The following is a 19075-nucleotide window of genomic DNA, read 5'->3' on the forward strand; positions in this document are numbered from 1 at the left end:
TGTGCTCAGCGTTGAGTGCTGCCGGCATCGACGGGCAGCGCCACCGCCGTGATGTAGCGGGCCTCATCCGAAGCAAGGAACAGAGCAGCGTTGGCCACGTCGACCGGCTCGATCCACGGCACGTCGAGAAGGTTCATGGTGCGTGCCGCCTCGGCGAACTCTTTCCTGCTCGGCTCTGTTGTGTCCGGGCGGAACTTCGCCCGCACAGCCGGATTCTGGATCATCAGGGTGTCGACATTTGTCGGGTGTACTGTGTTCACCCGAACTCCATGCGGTGCAAGTTCTTTCGCGAGTGATCGCATGAGACCGACCACACCGTGCTTCGCTGCGGTGTAGTGGGCGACGCCCACCAGACCCCGAAGACCCGCGATCGAGCTCGTCAGCACCATCGCCCCACCGCCGCGGGCAATGAGGTGCTCGGCGGTCACTGCGCACGTGATCCACACCCCGGTCAGATTCACGTCGAGCATCGTGCGCCACTGCTCTTCGGATAGCTCGACGGCAGGCGCGGACGACGTGATACCCGCTGTTGCGCACACGATGTCGAGCCCGCCCCATTCGGAGACAGCTTCGTCGACCGCAGCGGCCATACCGTCGCGATCTCGCACGTCCACCACCGCGGTCCGTACTCTCGCGCCGCAGGCACGAACCATATCGGCGGTCTCGGAGAGGTCGTCCACGCTCGCCGGCGGAGTCACGACCGACTCCACTGCGCCGCACAGGTCCAGCGCGATCACGTCCGCGCCTTCCTCGGCGAACCGCACCGCTTGCGCCCGCCCGATTCCTCGGGCCGCGCCCGTGACGAGCGCGACCCTACCCTGCACCCTGCCCGCATTACGTTTCTGCACACTCGGTTTCGTCACGTTCACACCTTCTCCGTCAAACCTGCATCGACCGGGAGGCACGTGCCGGTCATGTAGCGGGATTCATCCGACACGAGGAACACCACGGCGTTGCTCACGTCCACCGGATCCACCCACGGGACGGGCAGGATGTTCCGTGCGGCGAGGACTGCCGCGGCGTCGGTCTCCGTCGGGTCGGCGATGTCCGGGCGTAGCCGCGCGAACACCCGCGGATCGATGATCATCGGCGTGCGTACCGACCCCGGTTGCACCGTATTCACCCGGATACCCCGGCCACCGAGTTCGTTCGCGAGGGTGCGGGCAAGTCCGATCACGGCATGCTTGGCTGCACTGTACGGCGCGGCCGTCGCGATCGCTCTGGAACCTGCAGTGGACGCGATGATCACCACCGCACCTCCGTCGGCCAGGTGCGGCTCGGCGGCCGACACGGTGTTCCACACGCCGGTGAGGTTGACATCGAGTGCCCGCTGCCAGTCATCGGTGGCGATCGTCCACGCCGGACCGGGCGTGTCGTAGACGCCGGCATTGGCAACCACGGCGGTCAGCGGACCGAGAGCCGCCGACGCCGACGCCATCGCCTCGGCCATCGCCGCCCGGTCGCGCACGTCCACCGTGGCAGTCACGCATCGCTGTCCGGTGCACCCGACAGCGTCGGCGACCGAATCCATGTCGGTGCCGGCAAGATCGAGTGCCACGATGTCTGCGCCCTCCTGCGCCATCCGGACGCAGTGACTCGTCCCCATGCCGCCGGCTGCACCCGTCACCGCAACGACGGCGCCGTCCAGACGCCCCGTCATTCGGTCACCGCCGCAACGATGTCGAAGTTCCGACTCCCGACAAGGTCGAATCCGTCGTACCCGGTTTCGGCGACGCGCGCACAAATCTCCCGGTAGGAAGCGAATCCACCGATGAACAACATGAAACCGCGGGGCTTGCCGGGAATGTTCGCTCCCGTGTACCAGGAGTCCGCGCGTGGGAACAGCGTCCGGTCGGCGCGCTCGGCCAGTTCGGCCTGCCACCGGTCGACAGCATCGGCACGCGCTTCCAGACCACGGTCGCCGTTGATGTCTACGTGGGCTATGGCGTCGGCGATCCAGTCGATGTGGTCCTCGGCTCCGAGGATCATGTTCGCAAGCACACTCGGGCTGCCCGGCCCGGTGACGAGGAACAGGTTGGGGAAACCGTCGACGCCCAGTCCGAGATAGGTCCGTGGGCCGCCCTGCCAATGCTCGCGCAGCTTCCGGTCGCCGCGTCCGCGGATATCGATCCGGTCGAGTGTGCCGGTGAGGGCGTCGAAGCCGGTCGCGTAGACGAGAGCATCCAGATCGTGATGCGTCTCGGTGGTACGAACCCCGGTGCCCGTGATCTCGGTGATCGGCGTCTTCCGTAGATCCACGAGAGAGACGTTGTCGCGGTTGAAAGTCGTGTAGTAACCCGAATCGGTGACGATCCGTTTGGTACCGATCGGATGATCCTTCGGGATCAGACGATCGGCGATCTCCGGGTCGTCGACCATCGCGCGGATCTTCCCCTCGACGAACGCCCTGGCGGTGTCGTTGGCTTCCAGGTTCGAAGTCTGGTCGGGGAAGGTCTTCGCGAACAGGACACCACCCATGTTCCAGCGCTGCTCGTAGGCGGCACGACGCTCCTCCTCGTCGACTTCGAGTGCGCACTTCGAATGCGGATGGAATGGGGACCCGCCTCCGCTGAGCCGCGACAACCTGCGCCGCTCCGCGTACCCCGCCTTGTGCTCACGCCGCTGCTCATCGGTCAACGGTGCATTGCCCGCGGGCACCGAGTAATTGGCGGTGCGCTGGAACACGGTCAGATGTTCCGCGTGCTCAGCGATCACAGGAACCGACTGGATTCCCGACGAACCGGTGCCGATCACTCCCACCCGCATGCCGCTGAAGTCGACACCCTCGTGCGGCCAGGCGGCAGTGTGGAACACAGAGCCCGCGAATCGGTCACTGCCGGGGATCGCTGGAGTGTTCGCAGTCGAGAGGCTTCCTGTGGCAAATACACAGAACCTGGCGCGCACCCGCTCACCGCCGTCAGTGCTCACCTCCCACACGACGCTGTCCTCGTCGTACACGGCCGACACCACACGCGTACCGAACGTGAACGCGGAACGCAGATCGAAACGGTCGGCGACGTGGTTCAGATAGCGCAGGATCTCGGGCTGGGTCGCGTACTTCTCGCTCCAGTCCCAGTCCTGCTGCAGTTCGTCCGAGAACGAGAACGAGTAGTCGACGCTCTCGACGTCGCACCGCGCGCCCGGGTACCGGTTGAAGAACCACGTGCCACCGACGTCGTCCCCTGCCTCGAAACCGCGGACCGAGAGCCCGTCGCGATTGAAGCGGTGTACCGCATACATCCCGGCGACACCAGCGCCGACCACGACGACGTCCACATCTGCTGGTTGTGTCATGGCCGCGACGGTAGAGACACCATCGATCGGTCGGATACGGGCTCTCCCGGTGGGCGGTCATTCACGGAGGGAAGGTGTCGAGCCCCCATCGACGAAGAAAAGCCCCACCAGCGTTACTGCTGGTGGGGCTTTCTGCTGTGCGCCCGAAGGGATTCGAACCCCTAACCTTCTGATCCGTAGTCAGATGCTCTATCCGTTGAGCTACGGGCGCATGCGTATTCAGTTTTCTATCGACGGTGACGCTACACCATCGTGGCGGAGGCGAGAGGATTTGAACCTCCGGTCCCCTGTAAGGGGGACAACTCATTAGCAGTGAGTCCCATTCGGCCGCTCTGGCACGCCTCCTTGCGGGGTTTCGATTCTCTCGAACCGCCGGGGCAAAACATTACACAACCACTCCACAGAAAAGCAAAACGCCTGATCAGCGGAGGTTACTGTCGAACCAGTCGAAGATTCTGCGCCTCGCGTCGACGATCGCGGCCTCGCGCGGATCCTCGTCCGGATCGACGCCGGAATGCACGACCGGAGGCTCGTCGGGACGGTGCTCGAGACCCTCATAGCTCACCACGAGCGTCGGCGCATCCGATTTGCTCGCGGATTCACTGAGTTGCTCGACCTCACCGCCGGGAGTGTTCGGGTCGTCGGTGCCGTACAGGCCGAGCCACGGCGCGCGCAGCGACCTCACCAGATCGACGAGTGGCGGGACGACGGGACGCAACGACTCGACGATGCCCGGCGCTGCGACACTGACGACTGCACCGACCGGCCGCGTGGTGCCGACCCACATCGCTGCGGTCCCTGCCTCGTCGAAGCCGAGGAGGCCGACCATGTCCATCCGGATGCCGACATCGGTGATCCACGCGAAGGTGGCGTCAGCATTGACGCGGGCCGCCTCTGCGAACAGGGCGGCCTCGTCGGAACCCGGACCTCGGCTGTGGAGGTCGGGTGCCACGATCAACCAGCGTTCGTCGGCGAGCGCCTGCATGAAGTCGAGGAGTTCCGGCGAGAACACGCGCGCGCGATGCAGCAGCACGATGCAGCCCCGGGGGGTCACGTCCGGACGAACGACGGTGAGCGGCAACTCACCCGCGTCCCCTGCCAACGGTGCAGCATCCTTGCTGATTTCCGGCATGGTGTCCACGATGACACGACCATCCGAGTCGCGCATGCAAACTTCGGGAGCATAATCGGCTGGTGACTCCGCGTACCCGCCCCGATCTTGCCTCGATTCCTGCCTACGTTCCCGGGCGCACCGTCCCGAACGCGGTGAAGCTCGCCAGCAACGAGACGACCCTGGGTCCGCTCCCCAGTGTTCTCGACGCGATCCTGCAGGCAGCGGCCACTGTCAACCGGTATCCCGACAATGGCTCCGCCGAGCTCATCGCTGCACTGGCGGCACGTCTCGACATGTCGGCAGACCGTATCGCTGTGGGATGCGGATCGGTGAGCCTGTGCCAGGAACTCGTGCAGATCACCTGCAACGACGGCGACGAAGTCATCTACTCGTGGCGGTCGTTCGAGGCCTACCCCGTGGTCTGTGCGGTCGCGGGCGCCACTGCGGTGCCGGTGCCGAACACCCCCGACCACGGCCACGACCTGAAGGCCATGCTCGCGGCGATCACCGACCGCACGCGGCTGATCTTCGTGTGCAATCCGAACAACCCGACGGGCTCGTGCCTCGGGAAGGACGAATTGGAACAGTTCCTCGACGCCGTCCCGTCCCACATCGTCGTGGCCCTCGACGAAGCGTATTTCGAGTACATGCGCGCCGCCCCCGGCGAGGATCTCCCGGACGGAATCTCGCTCGCTGCGGGGCGCCGCAACGTCGTGGTGTTGCGGACCTTCTCGAAGGCCTACGGTCTGGCCGGCCTCCGGGTCGGCTACGCCGTCGCCGATCCGGAAATCATCGTCGCGATGAGCAAGGTCCACACGACCTTCTCCGTGAACTCACTCGCCCAGAGAGCCGCGATCGCATCGCTCGAGGCAGCGGGCGAATTGCTCGCACGCACCGAAGGTGTCCTCTCCGAACGGGAACGCGTGCGCGCTGCTCTGATCGAGGCCGGCTACGTGGTACCGCCCAGCGAGGCGAACTTCGTATGGCTTCCGCTCGGCGAGAGATCGGCGGCGTTCTCGGCTGCTGCCGCTGAGGCCGGTGTGATCCTGCGCAACTTCACAGGGGAAGGCGTCCGGATCTCGATCGGCGATCCACACGAGAACGACCTGTTCGTGGCCTATGCGACCGGTGCGGGCCGGGAACTCGCGGGCGTCGCCTGACCTTGGCGAGACCCAACCGTTATCGCTGAGTATCGGACGCGTTATTCGCCGCTGTCAGACTCGATCGGTCGAAATGACCGGCGAGCACGGAGGAACGGATGGGCGGACGCGCTGCACTGCGACGCGCGCTGTCCATCGTCGCAGCGCTCTCCGCCGTGACCGCTGCCGCAATCGGACATGCGGGAGCGCTACCCCCCGACGCGGTGCCGCTGCGTCTGATCACCTTCGGTGACCTCCACGGCAACCTGCTGCCGCCGCAAGGCCCGCAGAGCGAAGTGGTTCGCTCGGACGGCCAGTCGGTACCCGCGGGCGGCGCCGCCTATCTCGCCTCATACGTCGACCAGCTCCGTGGACAGGCCGACGATTCGGTGCTGTATGCAGTGGGCGACTCCTGGGGTTCGTCGCCGATCGAATCGGCGATGTTTCACGACGAACCGACAATCGAATTCCTCAACGATCTCGATGTCACGGCCGCAGCTCTCGGCAACCACGAGTTCGACAACGGGTTCACGGAGCTGCAACGACTACGCGACGGTGGATGTCACCCGGAAGACGGCTGCCGGTTCAGCGAGTCCTACGACGGCGCGGACTTCCCCTTCCTCGGCGCCAACGTCACGACCGCCGACGGCACGCCGGCTGCACTGCCCTTCGATGTCAGCTATGTAGACGGAATTCCTGTTGCTGCAATAGGGGTCCTGCCCCGCAACACTCCCGAATACATTCGCAGCGATTCGATCGAGAATCTGCATTTCGGCGACGAGATCGAAGCGGTGAACCGCACTGCCGACACTCTCGACGCACTCGGGATCCGTTCCATCATCCTGTTGTACAAGGGCGATATCGCCGCGGGCAGCGACGCCGATCCGTGCAGCCTCGACAACGGACGCGCCAAGGAGGTCACCACCACCGTCTCGTCGCATGTCGATCTCATCGTCACCTCCGACGGCGAGGGACAGTTCAACTGCAGCTATCCCGACCCCTCCGGACAGCAACGCACGGTGCTGCAGGGCGCCTCACGAGGGCGGATCCTCTCTGTCGCAGACATCATGATCGACCGGGCCACCCGCGACGTCGTGCGCGACCGGACAGTCGCGTTCAACCAGGTGATCACCCACGACATCACGCCCGATCCGCGCACCGAGGATTTCGTTGCCGAGGTTGCCGACAGATCGTCCGACACGGCCGCCCAGAAAGTCGGGCACATCGCAGCGGACATCACCCGCGACCGCTCGCCCAGCGGTGAATCGTCACTCGGAAACCTCGTCGCAGACGCCCAACTCGCAGCGACCGCGCCCCTCGGAGCGCAGATCGCCTTGACCAACCCCGGCGGACTCCGCGGCGACCTGTACTTCGACGACGACGGCGCCGTCACCTACGGCGAGGCGTATGGGGTTCAGCCGTTCGGAAATCTCCTCCAGGTCCTCGAAATGACCGGCGCTCAGCTCACCGCGGTTCTCGAACAGCAGTTCCAGACAGATATCACCGGCGCTGCGCTCGAGCGGATCCTGGCGCCGTCGCACAATCTGCACTACACCCTCGACAGGTCGGCTCCCTCGGGACAGCGAGTCCGCGACATCACTGTCTCAGGTGCGCCCCTCGACCTCGAAGCCATCTATTCCGTTGCCGTCAACGACTACCTCGCCGGTGGCAGCGACGGATTCTCTGTCTTCACCGAAGCCCGGTCGCGCGTCGGGGCAGGCGAGGAACTCACGGCTCTGACAACGTTCCTGTCGAACCCCACCCCGAGCCGGCCCCCTTCCCGCGACCGCATACACCTCTTCTGACCTACGCGGACGCCTCGACGTCAGAGCCCGAGCGCATCCTCGAGCGTGGGCCATGCCGTCTTGATGTCGTCTTCCCAGTACGCCCACGAGTGCGTGCCCCACGGTCGATACACAACGGTCGCAGGAATGTGCAGCTCGCGGAGCCTGCGGTCGAAGGTGAGGGTGCAGATGAACGCACCCATCTCGAGGGGGACGCCCGTCGACATCGGCTCGTTCGCCACCGCGAAGTCGTGCGGACCCAGCAGTCCGTTGCCGGTGCTGATGAACACCTCCTTACCGCGCAACTGATCAGCGTGGACGTACGGGTCGTGTGCAGCCCAATCCGGGTCGTCCGGCGGACCCCACATGTTGTCGGGGTTTCCACCCTTGTAGACGACCGTGGCGCGCACCGAGTTTCGGGTCGAGTCCTGCTGGGTGTCGAGGCAGCCACTCAACGCCGCCACTCCCTCGTACAAATCCGGATTGCGGGTGATCAGCATCATCGCTGCGGTCGCGCCCATCGACAGCCCGGCAACCGCGTTGGTTCCGTTGCCGTTGAACCGCGCGTCGATGATCGGAGGGAGTTCTTCGGTGAGGAACGTTTCCCACCGGTTGACCCCGAGGATCGGGTCCGGTTGCTGCCAGTCGGTGTAGTAACTGCCCGTTCCACCCACGGGGAGCACCACATTCACGTTCTTGTCCGCAACGAAGTCGACGATGTCGGTCTCCTTCGTCCAGGTGCTCTCGCGGTACTCGCTTTCTTCACCCGCGCCGACACCATCGAGGAGATACAGCGTCGGGCGCGGTCCGTCCCACGCCGGGTGCAGCACCTGGACCTGGACGACCTTCCCCATCGAAGGCGAAAACACGAACAGTGCCGTGCGGCTGTCGGTGATGCGCTCGGTGTGATCGATCACCGCAGCCTGTGGAGATGGCTGAGTGTGCCCGACGGCAGGTCCGGACAGTGGTAACAACAGCGCCACGGCAAAGGCGGCGATCGACCTCTTGTGCATACAGCTCCTCGTCCCCCGACGACCGGAGTTCGATCTCAACCCGTCCGGCATCTCCGGGTCAAGCCAACTGGAAGCGACCCTAGTTGTCGGCGCCGCACATCGTGCGAATTCAGCCCATCTCGGACGATTCGGGCGTAAAAGGCCTCTCAGTCGAGCTCGTTCCGACGCAGATACGCGAGCACAGCCAGTACCCGACGATTCGTGTCGTCGGTGGGTGGCAGTACCAGTTTGTTGAAAATGTTGCCGACATGCTTGCCCACTGCCGACTCCGTGATGAACAACTGAGCGGCGATAGCAGCGTTCGAATGTCCCTCTGCGATCAAGGCGAGCACCTCACGCTCGCGCGGCGACAACTGTGCCAACGGATCCCGCCGACGCCGGAACAATTGTTGGACGACCATGGGATCGATCACCGTGCCACCGGCAACCACCTGGCGCAGCGTGGAGACGAACTCCTCGACATCGACCACGCGATCTTTGAGCAGATAACCGACGCGCCCGCCGTCTGCCCCCAGAAGTTCGTCGGCGTAACTCAATTCGACGTACTGGCTCAGCGCGACTACGGCGAGCGCCGGGTAGGTTCGCCGCAATTCCACTGCCGCACGCAACCCCTCGTCGGTGAACCCCGGTGGCATCCGCACATCGGTCACGACCAGGTCCGGACGGTGCTCGGCGACAGCCGTTTCCAATGCCACGGCGTCCGGGACCGACGCGACGACCTCGAACCCGAATCGCTCGAGCATCGCGGCAAGACTTTCGCGCAGCAGTGCGCCGTCCTCGGCGAGGACCACTCGCACGGCAGTCAGTTCTCGATCCACGGCAACTCCACTCGGACGACGGTGGGCCCGCCGGGCGGGCTGGACAGCAGCATTCTGCCGTCGACCGCAGCGACCCGGTCGGCCAGGCCCGTCAGACCGCTCCCCCGTTTCGGATCCGCACCGCCGCAGCCGTCGTCCACGACCTCGACGACCAGCAGATCCCCCGCCTGCCGGACGGTCACGTCGACTGCCGTCGCACCCGCGTGTTTGGCGATGTTGTTGAGCGCTTCGACCACCACGAAATAGGCTGCAACCTCGATGTCCGGCGACGGGCGCGGCGAGATTTCCGCGGTGACGGAGACCGGGACCGCGAAGTCCTCGGCCAACTCACGTAGGGCATCGGGTAGGCCGCGGTCGGTGAGCACCCTGGGGTGGATTCCCCGGATGAGTTGCCGCAGTTCCGCCATCAGGTCCTTGGCCTGGTCATGCGCCTGCGACACACTTTTCGCGGCGGCGGAATCCGGGGGGAGGTCGAGCTTGGCCATGCCCAACTGCAGAGTGAGATTGACGAGCAACGACTGCGCGCCGTCGTGCAGGTCGCGCTCGATCCTGCGGCGTTCCGCCTCGAACGCATCGACCAGCCGGGCCCGAGACCGGGACACCTCGACAAGTCGAGCGCGAAGCGCGTCGGGGTCATCGCCGCACAGTAACGACCGGGCGAGTGCACCGTGCAGTCCCGCACACAGAGCAATCACATACGGGATCGCCGGAAGCAGAAGCAGACCAGCGATCGCATAAGGAAGAGCTTGATCGACCGACGTGATCTGGCTGAAGCCGAGCGCGACCGCCTCGTCACCGTCACCTACAACCAAGGGACTGGCCACCATCACGACGATGAGTCCGGTGATCACCGCGGCCAGGAACAACAATGCGGGAATCAACGTGAGCAGCAGGACTGCGTAGCCGAGTTCTCTCCACGTCGCGGCCTCGGTGTAGCGGGTGCGCACCCAGGGCCACAGGCCCGCGGCGGGAGGAGCGCGGTGCGCCGAGAGCGCCCGATCGCTGCTCACCAGACGCAGCCGCATACGTTCCAGAGTCGCCAGCGGTATCGACACCAACGGGCCGAGCCCGAACACGAGCACCACGCCGAGAACACCGAGGAACAGCACCCTGCCGAGCGGTTGCGGATACATGCCGTCGCCCGCCCACACGATCAGGATCAACCACGGGACGCAGAACGCTGCGAACGGCAGCGCCACCGCGCATGCCACCGGGACGGTGGTCAGCAGATAGCCGAGCGAGCGCCACAACCACCCTGTCAGCAGGAAGCGTCGCCGTGTGATCGCGGTGAGCACCGTGGTCGGTTCAGCAGAGGACACTCGAATGAGCCTATCGACGCAGCCGCTGTTTCGGGATGAGGTGAGGTGTAGCCGGAGGGTGGTGCTGACACCACCTCCGATCCGCCGCGTGGCCCCAGTGACCGCACCACCTGCGAAATGGTCGGCTGTAGTCATGCAACTGGAGCTGAACAACGTCACCAAAACCTATCGAGGTAAACAGGCCGTCACCGACGTCAGCATGCGGATCGGACCGGGGGTTCTCGGCCTCCTCGGACCCAACGGAGCCGGCAAGTCGTCGCTGATGCGCATTCTCTCGACGATCACTCGGCCGACTTCCGGGACGGTCACGTGGAACGGCACCGACATCGTCGCTCGGCCTGAACCGCTCCGACGCGTCCTCGGCTACCTCCCACAGGATTTCGGTGTCTATCCGAATCTCAGTGCCGGCGAGTTCCTCCGGTATCTCGCCGCGGTCAAGGGTTTGACCACGCGATCTACCAAGGAGCGGGTCGACGAACTGCTCGAACTGGTCAACCTCACCGACACCGGATCGCGACCGGTGGGCAAGTTCTCCGGCGGCATGCGCCAGCGCGTCGGAATCGCACAGGCGCTTCTGGGCGACCCTGAACTTCTCGTCGTCGACGAACCGACGGTCGGGCTGGACCCCGAAGAACGCATGCGGTTCCGCAACTTGCTCGGGGATCTGGCGTCCGAACGGATCGTCATCCTGTCCACCCACATCGTGTCGGACATCGAAGCGATCGCCGACGACATCGCAATCCTCACCGCCGGCGAACTACGTCGGCGCGGCACCCCCGAGGAACTGCTCCGTTCAGCGGACGGCCTGGTGTGGGAAGCGATCGTCCCCATCGATGCCGTTGCCGACGTCCGGCAGCGAGCGACGATCACCCGCACCGTCCGAACATCACGCGGCGTGCGGGTTCGTGCGGTCGCGCACATGCCTCCGGTGGAGGGGGCTCGCCCTGTCGAACCCGACCTCGAAGACGCGTATGTCAGTGCGGTACATACTCCGATCACCGCTGCCGGGGTGACCCGATGACCCGCGCGGCTGCTGCCGTCGCGGCAGCAGATTTCCGCGACCGTGCCCGGCGTCCCGCGTTCCTGGTCACGGTGCTCGGCGCCATCGCGCTCGGGTATGTTGCCATCCCGCCCGCTTCCGCCACCTACGCGATGGTGAAGGTCGGGTCGTTCCGGGGAATGTACGACAGCGCGTATATCGGCATGATGCTCGCCATGATCGGCAGCCTGTGGCTGCCACTGTTCGGGTTCTACGTCGTCCGCAGCAGCATCGCGCGCGACATCTCCACCGGCGTAGGCGAAACGCTTGCGGCCTCCCCGTTGCGTACGCCGATGTATCTGCTGGGAAAGTACCTCAGCAACCTGTTGGTGCTGGCAGCGATGGCCGCCGCACTCGCCTTCATCGCACCGGTGATGCAGCTTCTCCGCGGGGAATCCACGGGCCTCGACATGACTGCGCTCTGGCTTCCGATCGTGTTGTTCTGTCTTCCGGTCCTGACGGTGGCCGCAGCAGCCGCTGTGGTGTTCGAGACGATCCCGCTCTTGCGCGGTGGTGCGGGAAACATCCTGTGGTTCTTCGTCTATCTGTCGATTTTCCTCGCTGGGATTCCGCTGATCTACGGCAAGGTCACCGCGGGGTTCCAGACCGATCTGGCCGCGCAGCACCCCGGCATGGACGACGAGATCTCGATCGGGCTCACCGCGGAACCCGGAGCACTCGGACAGTTCACGTGGTCTGGAATGGACTTCGATCCGGCTCTCGTCGCGGCCGGTGTGGGATTGATTGCGGTATCGGCGCTCGTCGCCGTCGTGCCGTCGTTCTGGTTCACTCGGTTCGATCCGTCCAGACGGCAGATTTCCCTCTCGACGACTTCCACCCAGCCGCCCTCGGCAACACCGGAACCGGCGGCTACACCGGCATTCTCACGAACCGTACGAGGACTGTCCCCGGTCGAGCGTGGACACGCGTTCCTGGGGCTGTTGATCGGCGAGGTGCGTATCCATCTCGGAAGTGTGTCGCGGTGGTGGTGGCTCACGCTCGCGATAGTGACGGTTGCAGCCCTCGCGGTTCCCTCTGATCGCGTCGGTGCCGCACTGCTCTTCGCGTGGTTGCTGCCGGTGCTGCTGTGGTCGCGTCTCGGCACGCTCACCTACGAACAGGGCGTCGATCCCCTTGTGGAGTGCGGTGTCTCGCCGCGCATCCGTCTCATCGCCGAGTGGGGGGCAGGTGTGCTCATTGCGGCCGTCGCCGGTGTGGGCCCGCTCGTGAAGATGCTCCTTGCACTGGACTGGACCGGCGTAACTGCGTGGGTTGCGGGCGCCACGTTGATCCCCGCTCTTGCACTGCTGATCGGGTCGATCGGACGCGGTGCACGCGTGTTTCAAGCGGTCTACCTGGTGATCTGGTACGCCGTGCTCAACGGAGTCGCCGCCGTCGACGTCATGGGTGCGCTCCGCACCGACGGGTCGCTCAGTGGCCCTTCTCCACTGTTCTCACTCGGCATCAGCGCAGTGTTGGTCGCCGCTTCCTTACTCGTTCTGGAGGTTCGTCATGCCCGTCGTTGAAAACCTGGCCCGGAAGCCCCTTCTGTCTGCCGGGATTGCAGCACTGACACTCTCGACGCTTGCACTCACCGGATGCACCGCCGGTTCGACGAGTCAGGAGCAGCGGACCGACACCTACAACGGCACGATCACCTCCGTCACACTCGATCTCGATGATGCGGGTGCGAAGCAACTCGGTGTCACCACCGCGTCGCTGAGCGCACAGGTGATCGGCTCCGACCGTGACGACATCGAGGTCCGGCGCGCCCTCGAGTTCACCGACGGCGACAAGCCCGATGAGACGATCGACACCGATTCGTCCGGCCTGACGATCAGCGCGCGGTGCCCCGACAGGTTCGCCGTGGGTAGCCCCACCTGCGTCGCCCGCTACGAGATCTCCGTCCCCTACGGCACTGTGATCCAAGGAAATTCGAAGTTCGGAGATCTGGCGGTGACCGACACCCGTGCCGCCGTCGACCTGAATTCCCGCTACGGTGACGTCGCGTTGGTCGTAGGCCCGGGCAGTTACGCGGTCGACGCCGTGTCTGCGGCGGGACCAGCCACAGTCGAGATACCGCAGGACCCAAGCGGAATCCCGATACGGATGCGATCCGGAGACGGTGCCGTCACCGCCACAACGCAAGTCGGATGACCTTGGACTTTCGTGAGAGTGCATCTGAAAACTCCGGGTCGGAGTCAAGCAGAACGGACAAGCCGACGTTACGTCGTGACGATCACACGAGAATACCCAACCAGCGTGTGCTTCGGGAGGGCTGAGCGGCCTGGCGGATTGGTATCCGGTGGGCACCGCGTAGAGAGAGGGCATTTGCGCAGGTCCGCTCCTGCGATGAGCCCCGTGTGAGGCCTGTGGGCGCAGTGGACGCACATCCCGCATATCCCGCGTATGCTGGTGGTGGATCAGGAGGTGAGTCCATGACGACACGACCAGAGGTGATGTCGACAGCGACGCAGGCGCGGGTGTCGAAGACCCTCGACGATGTGGCCGCCGAGTTCGAAACGTTGCTCGGCAAGGATGCTCCGGCGTTGCGTGCGATCCGGCACCTAGCCGCCAGCTTTCCGACCTCGAGTGCTGATGCCGCGACCGAGACCGACGGCGTGGAGGACGACTGGGGACCGGCCATGTCCGCTGAAGAGGCCGCCGAGCTCGAACAGGCCAACCTCGCGCTCCAAGTGGAGCAGCGGCGCGAGCAGCTGAATGTGTCGTTCTCTCGGGTTCAGGCAGCCGACATGCTCGGGATCTCTCCACAGACGGTGTCGGAGTGGGTGGCCCAGCACCGCCTCGTCGGGTTGAAGGACGGGCGCGAGTGGCGTTTCCCCGCATGGCAGTTCACCCCGGACAACTCGGAGCCGGTCCTGCCGAATCTGCGTCGGCTCGTCGATGCCTTCCCGGGCGGAGTGGTGAGCCTGTCGCGGTGGATGAGCCGGCCGAACGACAATTTCGCCGGCCGCACGCCCGCGCAGGAGATGGTCTGTGACAGTGACCATGTGTTCGCGATCGTCGAGACACTGGCAGCCGCCTGATGGCCAAGCCTCTCGAGGCACCGGCGCGGCCGTTGCCCGCCGCCGATCACCGGTGGGCATGGACGCCGGCCGACGGAACGGCAGCACCGTGGTACCGGATCTATCACCGCGATCGGTTCACCCCGAACGGGGCGACGTTCCGGTCGTTCGGGCCGCTCGCCCAGTTCGATCACCACAGCGCGTCTTTCGCGGCGCCGGCGGTCGACGCTGACGGGCGGTCGGTGATCTACCTGGCGGTCGATCTCGCGACATCCGCGTGTGAGGCGTTCGGCGAGGCCGGGGTCGCGCCACTGTGCTCGAACTGGCGCGTTGCCCGGTTGCGTCCGCTGCGCGAGATCGACACCTACAACCTGGATCAGCCGGGCGCGGCGATGGCGATCGGTGCGCTGCCCGCGCTCGCATCCGGCAACGAGAACCGCGAGCTGACCCAGCAGTGGGCCCGCGCGATATATGAGGATCAGCCTGCCACGGCGAAGGTCGAGGGAACCCACTACCGGTCCGCGTACCGCGGCGGTCGGGGGCGCCGGTTGCTTCTGAAGGCATTGCAGGGGACCGGCATTCCGGTCACGCCGGTCCCGGATGCGGACTGCGTCAAGTGCCGCAATTCGTTGTAGGACAGAACATTACGAGTTGGATGCGATGTGCGCAGTGGCTGGCATAGTCACCACCCCCTATAGGGACGTGTCATAACCACTGTTCAAATAGGGTGTTCTGTCGATTCGGTTGCTTTCCACTGTCAGGTCCGTCTCGATCAGCACTATCCCTATAACCCCTATGGGGCTATAGGTGTCGCTGCGATGTGCCGTCCGTGCAGAGGTGATGGCCGCCGGCGCATGAATTCGTGGGTGATGACCTCGGTCTCGTAATCCTCGAGGCGGTCGAGGAGCTGGTCGAGCTCGGCGATGGTGAGTTCGACGGTGCCCAGTTCGGCGATCTCCGCAAGGCCGGCCTCGGTGGCGAGGTCGCTGCGGGCGCGTAGGTCGGCAAGGAGGTGGTCGAGGCTGGGGTGTCGTCGCTGGCCACGGCCTCGAGAATAGAGCCATGAACTGGAATTGGAGGGCTACGCGCCACACGGCGGCCGTGTCGAAGCGAAAAGAAGAACCCGCACCCTGCCGGAGAGGACAGAGTGCGGGTTCCGTGTGGTTGATGACGTGGCGGCAGAGGCACTCTCGTCGCGCGGGCCTCGTAGCTAGTCGCAGTAGTCGCATACTCCCCCGTAAGGACAGTTGCATCCCGCAGCTGCAGTAGCCGGCTTCCCGCCGAGCGTCACGCGAGGAGCCATCGCGATGACGGAGGGCGTTCTCCGGATGCCCCACGTACCAGGTGCCCTTCCGGGAGCTGGGTGCACGCACAGGACCGCTACCTGCAACGCGAACGATCTCCTCCTCGCTCGTGAATCCATTCGTGTACCCGTAGTGGATGTGCAAGTCCGGCCCGCCATCGCGCCGACTCGCAACCACGTATGACGTACTGGCAGAAACAGCGTGATAGCTGAGAATCCCAACAGCCGACGTGATGTCGCGAATGAACTCGTGATTGATAGTCGGGATGTCCGCTTTCGCAAGTGCTGAGACGAGCGAATCGGAAGTCTCGTGAGCTGAGGTCATCGTTGTCCCCGATCTGTTGGGCTAGGCCATGGTGTCGTGCAAGCGGTCGAGGAAGCTCTCGGCGGAACGAAGTGCCCAGCAGCCCGCACAGCCCCAAACAGACTTATCAAAGCCAGATCGACTGCTCTACTACCGCGAAAGTTGAGCCAGTTCGAACACACCCGCTCCAGCTCACTCTGCGGTATCGGACGAGACTGGACTACGGAATCACCCGATCCGGCGATCGTAACTTTCAGCTCGTTGGCGGACACCGGGTTGATGACGGATCCGCAGACAACCCTCCGCGGCCCGACGCTATCTACCGGGACCGAGACGGACGCAAAGAGTGCCCACCCGATCATTGTCAGCATCATGACTGCCAGCAACGCGCAGGTCGAGCCGAACAAAATCGCATATCGACTGCGATGACGCCGTCTCCACCAGAAATAAGTGAGCGCCGATCCTGCCCCGAAATACACCAGCCATGCCCACCAGTCGAGGTGCCCGAGCATATAGGCGAACAAGAAGGTCACGACCCAGAAGGCGGCGGTCAGCCACTTGGTACGTGATTTCGTGCCTTGTCTGTTCCTGAGCGCCACCGGCTCATTCTCTCCGACCTCCCCTGGCAACACTCGTCATCAGACACTCACGGTCGTTCGACTTCCCATTCATGTTGATGATGCGGAGAGTGCTACACCCGGGCCGTATCAGCTCGTCGGCGGCGAGACGATTCGCACCGACCTCGGCGCGCCGGCGACAGTGAAGCCGCACCGCCGGGCTGCCGCGATGAACGGCTCCGGGCTCGAATCCTCCGGCCACGCAGCTTCACCCGCGTCGTTGAACAGGGCGACGGCGTTCGGGTTCGGCCCGGTGGTGAACCGGGTCTGGTAACGCAGCCCGCCGAAGCTGACGGCCTCGAACGCGCAAGCCCACTCCTGCGGCACCGCGTACGGCGTCATGGACGCCAGCTCCCGGGTGAGACCGAAGTCCGCGGCCCGCTCCGCGCAGGTGTCGGCGACGCGGTGGTCGTGCGGCACGGCCAGGGTCGAGAGCTGCCGGGTAGCGGCGAAGGTGTCGGTGATGATCCCGGTGGTGGCCAGTGCCTCGCCGACGGTCTCCCGGATCGCGGTGACCTCGTCGAACGCGACGTAACAGGTGCCTCGCGGCGGCGTCAGGTCGAACCGGCTACCGCCCGAAGAAGAGAACCACCACGGACCGTTGGCCGCGCTGTGGCCACGGATGAGCTTCTGTGATGTGGTGACCTCGCAGCCGGGGAAATCCTTCAGCGGCAGGGCCGGTGGACGCAGAGCAACGGAGTCCCGTGTCACTGGCGCCACCGCTCGGCATCAGCGCTGGCCAGCGCCAGTGCGGTGTCGACGGGATGGCCGTCGGTGACCCATTCGACCGCGGTGCGGTCGCCGAGACCGGGCTGCCGGCTGCGTAGCCAGACCGCGCAGGTCCACAGGTCGGCGGCCTCGCGAAGGATCTTCCACAGGGTGATCAGGTGCGGGTGCACGGTCCCCTCGGCGGTGAACTGCCAGGTGGGATAGACCCACGGGCCGTCGTCGGCGAGCCGGCAGGCGATCACGGTACCCGCGGCCACAGCCTTGTTGACCGCTTGGCGGCTGATGCCCCACCACCGGGTCAGGCCGCCGGTGTCGTAGAACGGACCCACGAGCAGGTCGTAGACGTGGGCAGTGGGCAGACCCGCGGCCATCGAGGCAGCGATGGCCTCGACGTCGTCGAAGACCTCGGCCGGGACGCCGGCCTCGCGTGCGTCCCGGAACGTGGCGTGGACGCGGCGGGTGAGGAGGTCCATGAGCTCGCGTTCCTTTGCGGCCAGGGTGGGGGTATCCATACGAAGCCTCCTAAAAGGTCAACTGCGTCAATCACATTGTCCTCTTAATCGTCAACCACGTCAACGAGACCTGGACGGCTGGTTGTTCCGGCCTGGCCCGAGGCCGGCTCCGCCAGAGGCAGAGCGCGAGTTCTGTGGTCGGTGGTGACGCCGGGTCGGTTCTCGGATCCCCAGAACCTGACGCCCAGATCACGCAGGAAGTCCGTGACGGAGAATCGTTCCGGGAGCGACCCGAGACCACCGAGCGGATCGTCACGGAGAGCAACGGCGCGGTGGCGATCCTTTCTCACATCGGTCAGCGCGGAAGCGTGGTGAGTCCGCGGTCGCGCAGCAGGCCCTTCACCGGGGTGTGCTCGTCGTGGATGTACGCCTTGGCGAGCAGATCGTTGAAGGTATCGGCCAGCTGCGGATCCTGCTCGTCGACGGGAATGACCAGCAACACGCCGTGGCCGATGAGCAGACTGTTTGCAGCGAACAACGCGGTCCGTTTGTTCCCGTCCTCGAACGGCTGTGCCTTGGCGAGCTCCACGAACAGATCCAGCGCGTTCTCAGTGACGTCATCGCTGGCCAGCGAGTCGATCAATCGCTGCAGATCGTTCTCGGTCAGCGCGGGCGGTGTGTGCCGGCCGTAGCGGGTTCCGACGCCGATCTGCTGGTCGTCGGTGCGTAGCCGCCCGGGATGCAGGGCACCGCTGCGGGTGATTTGCTCATTGATCGCACGGACGTAACCGGCGTCGACCGGCTGATCGTGGCGGTCGATGATGAACTGCGCGACGTCCCGGAGGTCCTCGAGCAGCGCAAGGTCGGCGCGGGAGGAGATTCCGGCCAGGCTTCCCGAGCGCAGAAAGTTCTCGGTGTCGAGGCGGCCGGTAGCGAGGCCGTCGAACACCTTTCCCGAGGTGTAGACGGCGCCGGCCAGGTCGGCGACGGTGATCATGGGTGACAGCGCTCCTTATCTATATCAGCGCAGAGTGTGGGCAGATCCGCCGGCCGGCACCTGACAATCCAGAGAAAAACGGCCCCTACCAGGCAATACACGCTGGACAGGGGCCGTCTTCATCGGC

Annotated in this window: 18 protein-coding genes and 2 tRNA genes; 8 read left to right on the forward strand and 12 right to left on the reverse strand. The window is 65.1% G+C overall.

From position 1 onward, the window contains the following. Positions 1–5: 5 nt before the first annotated feature. The 6 genes from MWU77_RS10385 to MWU77_RS10410 form a co-directional block, all read right to left on the reverse strand. Positions 6–863, reverse strand: coding sequence for a mycofactocin-coupled SDR family oxidoreductase (locus MWU77_RS10385; RefSeq protein ID WP_247273606.1), 858 nt, complete (start codon positions 861–863; stop codon positions 6–8). A 2-nt stretch (positions 864–865) separates the two neighbouring features. After that, positions 866–1660 carry an SDR family oxidoreductase gene (locus MWU77_RS10390; RefSeq protein WP_169689304.1) on the reverse strand — a complete coding sequence of 265 codons (795 nt, stop codon included), beginning with the start codon at positions 1658–1660 and terminating at the stop codon, positions 866–868. Further along, positions 1657–3294, reverse strand: coding sequence for an NAD(P)/FAD-dependent oxidoreductase (locus tag MWU77_RS10395; protein WP_169689303.1), 1638 nt, complete (start codon positions 3292–3294; stop codon positions 1657–1659). The genes MWU77_RS10390 and MWU77_RS10395 overlap by 4 nt, the downstream gene beginning before the upstream one ends. A 138-nt stretch (positions 3295–3432) precedes the next feature. Continuing rightward, positions 3433–3505: transfer RNA gene (locus tag MWU77_RS10400), tRNA-Arg, on the reverse strand. A 42-nt stretch (positions 3506–3547) separates the two neighbouring features. After that, positions 3548–3639 (reverse strand) — tRNA-Ser (locus tag MWU77_RS10405). A 76-nt stretch (positions 3640–3715) separates the two neighbouring features. After that, positions 3716–4426 (reverse strand): dienelactone hydrolase family protein, encoded by a 711-nt coding sequence (locus MWU77_RS10410; protein WP_169689302.1) that lies wholly within the window; start codon positions 4424–4426, stop codon positions 3716–3718. Positions 4427–4488: 62 nt separating this feature from the next. On the opposite strand from MWU77_RS10410, the gene hisC reads away from it, so the two are divergent. Then, positions 4489–5568 carry a histidinol-phosphate transaminase gene (gene hisC / locus MWU77_RS10415; RefSeq protein ID WP_169689301.1) on the forward strand — a complete coding sequence of 360 codons (1080 nt, stop codon included), beginning with the start codon at positions 4489–4491 and terminating at the stop codon, positions 5566–5568. Between the two features lie 98 nt (positions 5569–5666). After that, complete coding sequence (locus MWU77_RS10420; protein ID WP_247273607.1) at positions 5667–7352, forward strand: bifunctional UDP-sugar hydrolase/5'-nucleotidase; 1686 nt, start codon at positions 5667–5669, stop codon at positions 7350–7352. 20 nt (positions 7353–7372) lie between these two features. Here MWU77_RS10420 and MWU77_RS10425 read toward each other — a convergent pair whose 3' ends face one another. The 3 genes from MWU77_RS10425 to MWU77_RS10435 all read right to left on the reverse strand — a co-directional run bounded on the left by MWU77_RS10425 (position 7373) and on the right by MWU77_RS10435 (position 10481). Beyond that, positions 7373–8344 (reverse strand): alpha/beta hydrolase family protein, encoded by a 972-nt coding sequence (locus tag MWU77_RS10425; RefSeq protein WP_247273608.1) that lies wholly within the window; start codon positions 8342–8344, stop codon positions 7373–7375. Between the two features lie 146 nt (positions 8345–8490). Next, positions 8491–9141, reverse strand: coding sequence for a response regulator transcription factor (locus tag MWU77_RS10430; protein WP_308198802.1), 651 nt, complete (start codon positions 9139–9141; stop codon positions 8491–8493). A 5-nt stretch (positions 9142–9146) separates the two neighbouring features. Beyond that, positions 9147–10481 carry a sensor histidine kinase gene (locus MWU77_RS10435; protein WP_247273609.1) on the reverse strand — a complete coding sequence of 445 codons (1335 nt, stop codon included), beginning with the start codon at positions 10479–10481 and terminating at the stop codon, positions 9147–9149. 133 nt (positions 10482–10614) lie between these two features. Between MWU77_RS10435 and MWU77_RS10440 the strand changes: the two genes are divergently transcribed. From MWU77_RS10440 to MWU77_RS10465, 6 genes are all read left to right on the forward strand, one after another. Continuing rightward, complete coding sequence (locus tag MWU77_RS10440) at positions 10615–11502, forward strand: ABC transporter ATP-binding protein (protein ID WP_247273610.1); 888 nt, start codon at positions 10615–10617, stop codon at positions 11500–11502. Further along, positions 11499–13046: a hypothetical protein gene (locus MWU77_RS10445; RefSeq protein WP_247273611.1), complete on the forward strand. Its 1548-nt coding sequence runs from the start codon at positions 11499–11501 to the stop codon at positions 13044–13046. The genes MWU77_RS10440 and MWU77_RS10445 overlap by 4 nt, the downstream gene beginning before the upstream one ends. After that, positions 13033–13677, forward strand: coding sequence for a hypothetical protein (locus MWU77_RS10450; RefSeq protein WP_247273612.1), 645 nt, complete (start codon positions 13033–13035; stop codon positions 13675–13677). The genes MWU77_RS10445 and MWU77_RS10450 overlap by 14 nt, the downstream gene beginning before the upstream one ends. Before the next feature lie 281 nt (positions 13678–13958). After that, positions 13959–14567 (forward strand): helix-turn-helix domain-containing protein, encoded by a 609-nt coding sequence (locus MWU77_RS10455; RefSeq protein ID WP_169689294.1) that lies wholly within the window; start codon positions 13959–13961, stop codon positions 14565–14567. Then, complete coding sequence (locus MWU77_RS10460; RefSeq protein WP_247273613.1) at positions 14567–15181, forward strand: RES domain-containing protein; 615 nt, start codon at positions 14567–14569, stop codon at positions 15179–15181. The genes MWU77_RS10455 and MWU77_RS10460 overlap by 1 nt, the downstream gene beginning before the upstream one ends. A 227-nt stretch (positions 15182–15408) precedes the next feature. Next, the gene (locus MWU77_RS10465; protein WP_169689292.1) at positions 15409–15546 is read left to right on the forward strand and encodes a hypothetical protein; all 138 of its coding nucleotides are present in this window, start codon (positions 15409–15411) and stop codon (positions 15544–15546) included. A 1314-nt stretch (positions 15547–16860) separates the two neighbouring features. Here MWU77_RS10465 and MWU77_RS10470 read toward each other — a convergent pair. The 3 genes from MWU77_RS10470 to MWU77_RS10480 all read right to left on the reverse strand — a co-directional run bounded on the left by MWU77_RS10470 (position 16861) and on the right by MWU77_RS10480 (position 18948). Further along, complete coding sequence (locus MWU77_RS10470; RefSeq protein WP_247273614.1) at positions 16861–17481, reverse strand: RES family NAD+ phosphorylase; 621 nt, start codon at positions 17479–17481, stop codon at positions 16861–16863. After that, positions 17478–18011, reverse strand: a complete 534-nt coding sequence (locus tag MWU77_RS10475; RefSeq protein WP_169689290.1) for a hypothetical protein — start codon at positions 18009–18011, stop codon at positions 17478–17480. Before MWU77_RS10475 ends, MWU77_RS10470 begins: the two co-directional genes overlap by 4 nt. A gap of 295 nt (positions 18012–18306) precedes the next feature. Then, positions 18307–18948, reverse strand: a complete 642-nt coding sequence (locus MWU77_RS10480) for a Fic family protein (protein ID WP_169689289.1) — start codon at positions 18946–18948, stop codon at positions 18307–18309. Positions 18949–19075 lie beyond the last annotated feature (127 nt).

This window comes from Rhodococcus sp. F64268 (genome assembly GCF_023015605.1).
GTDB lineage: Bacteria > Actinomycetota > Actinomycetes > Mycobacteriales > Mycobacteriaceae > Rhodococcus.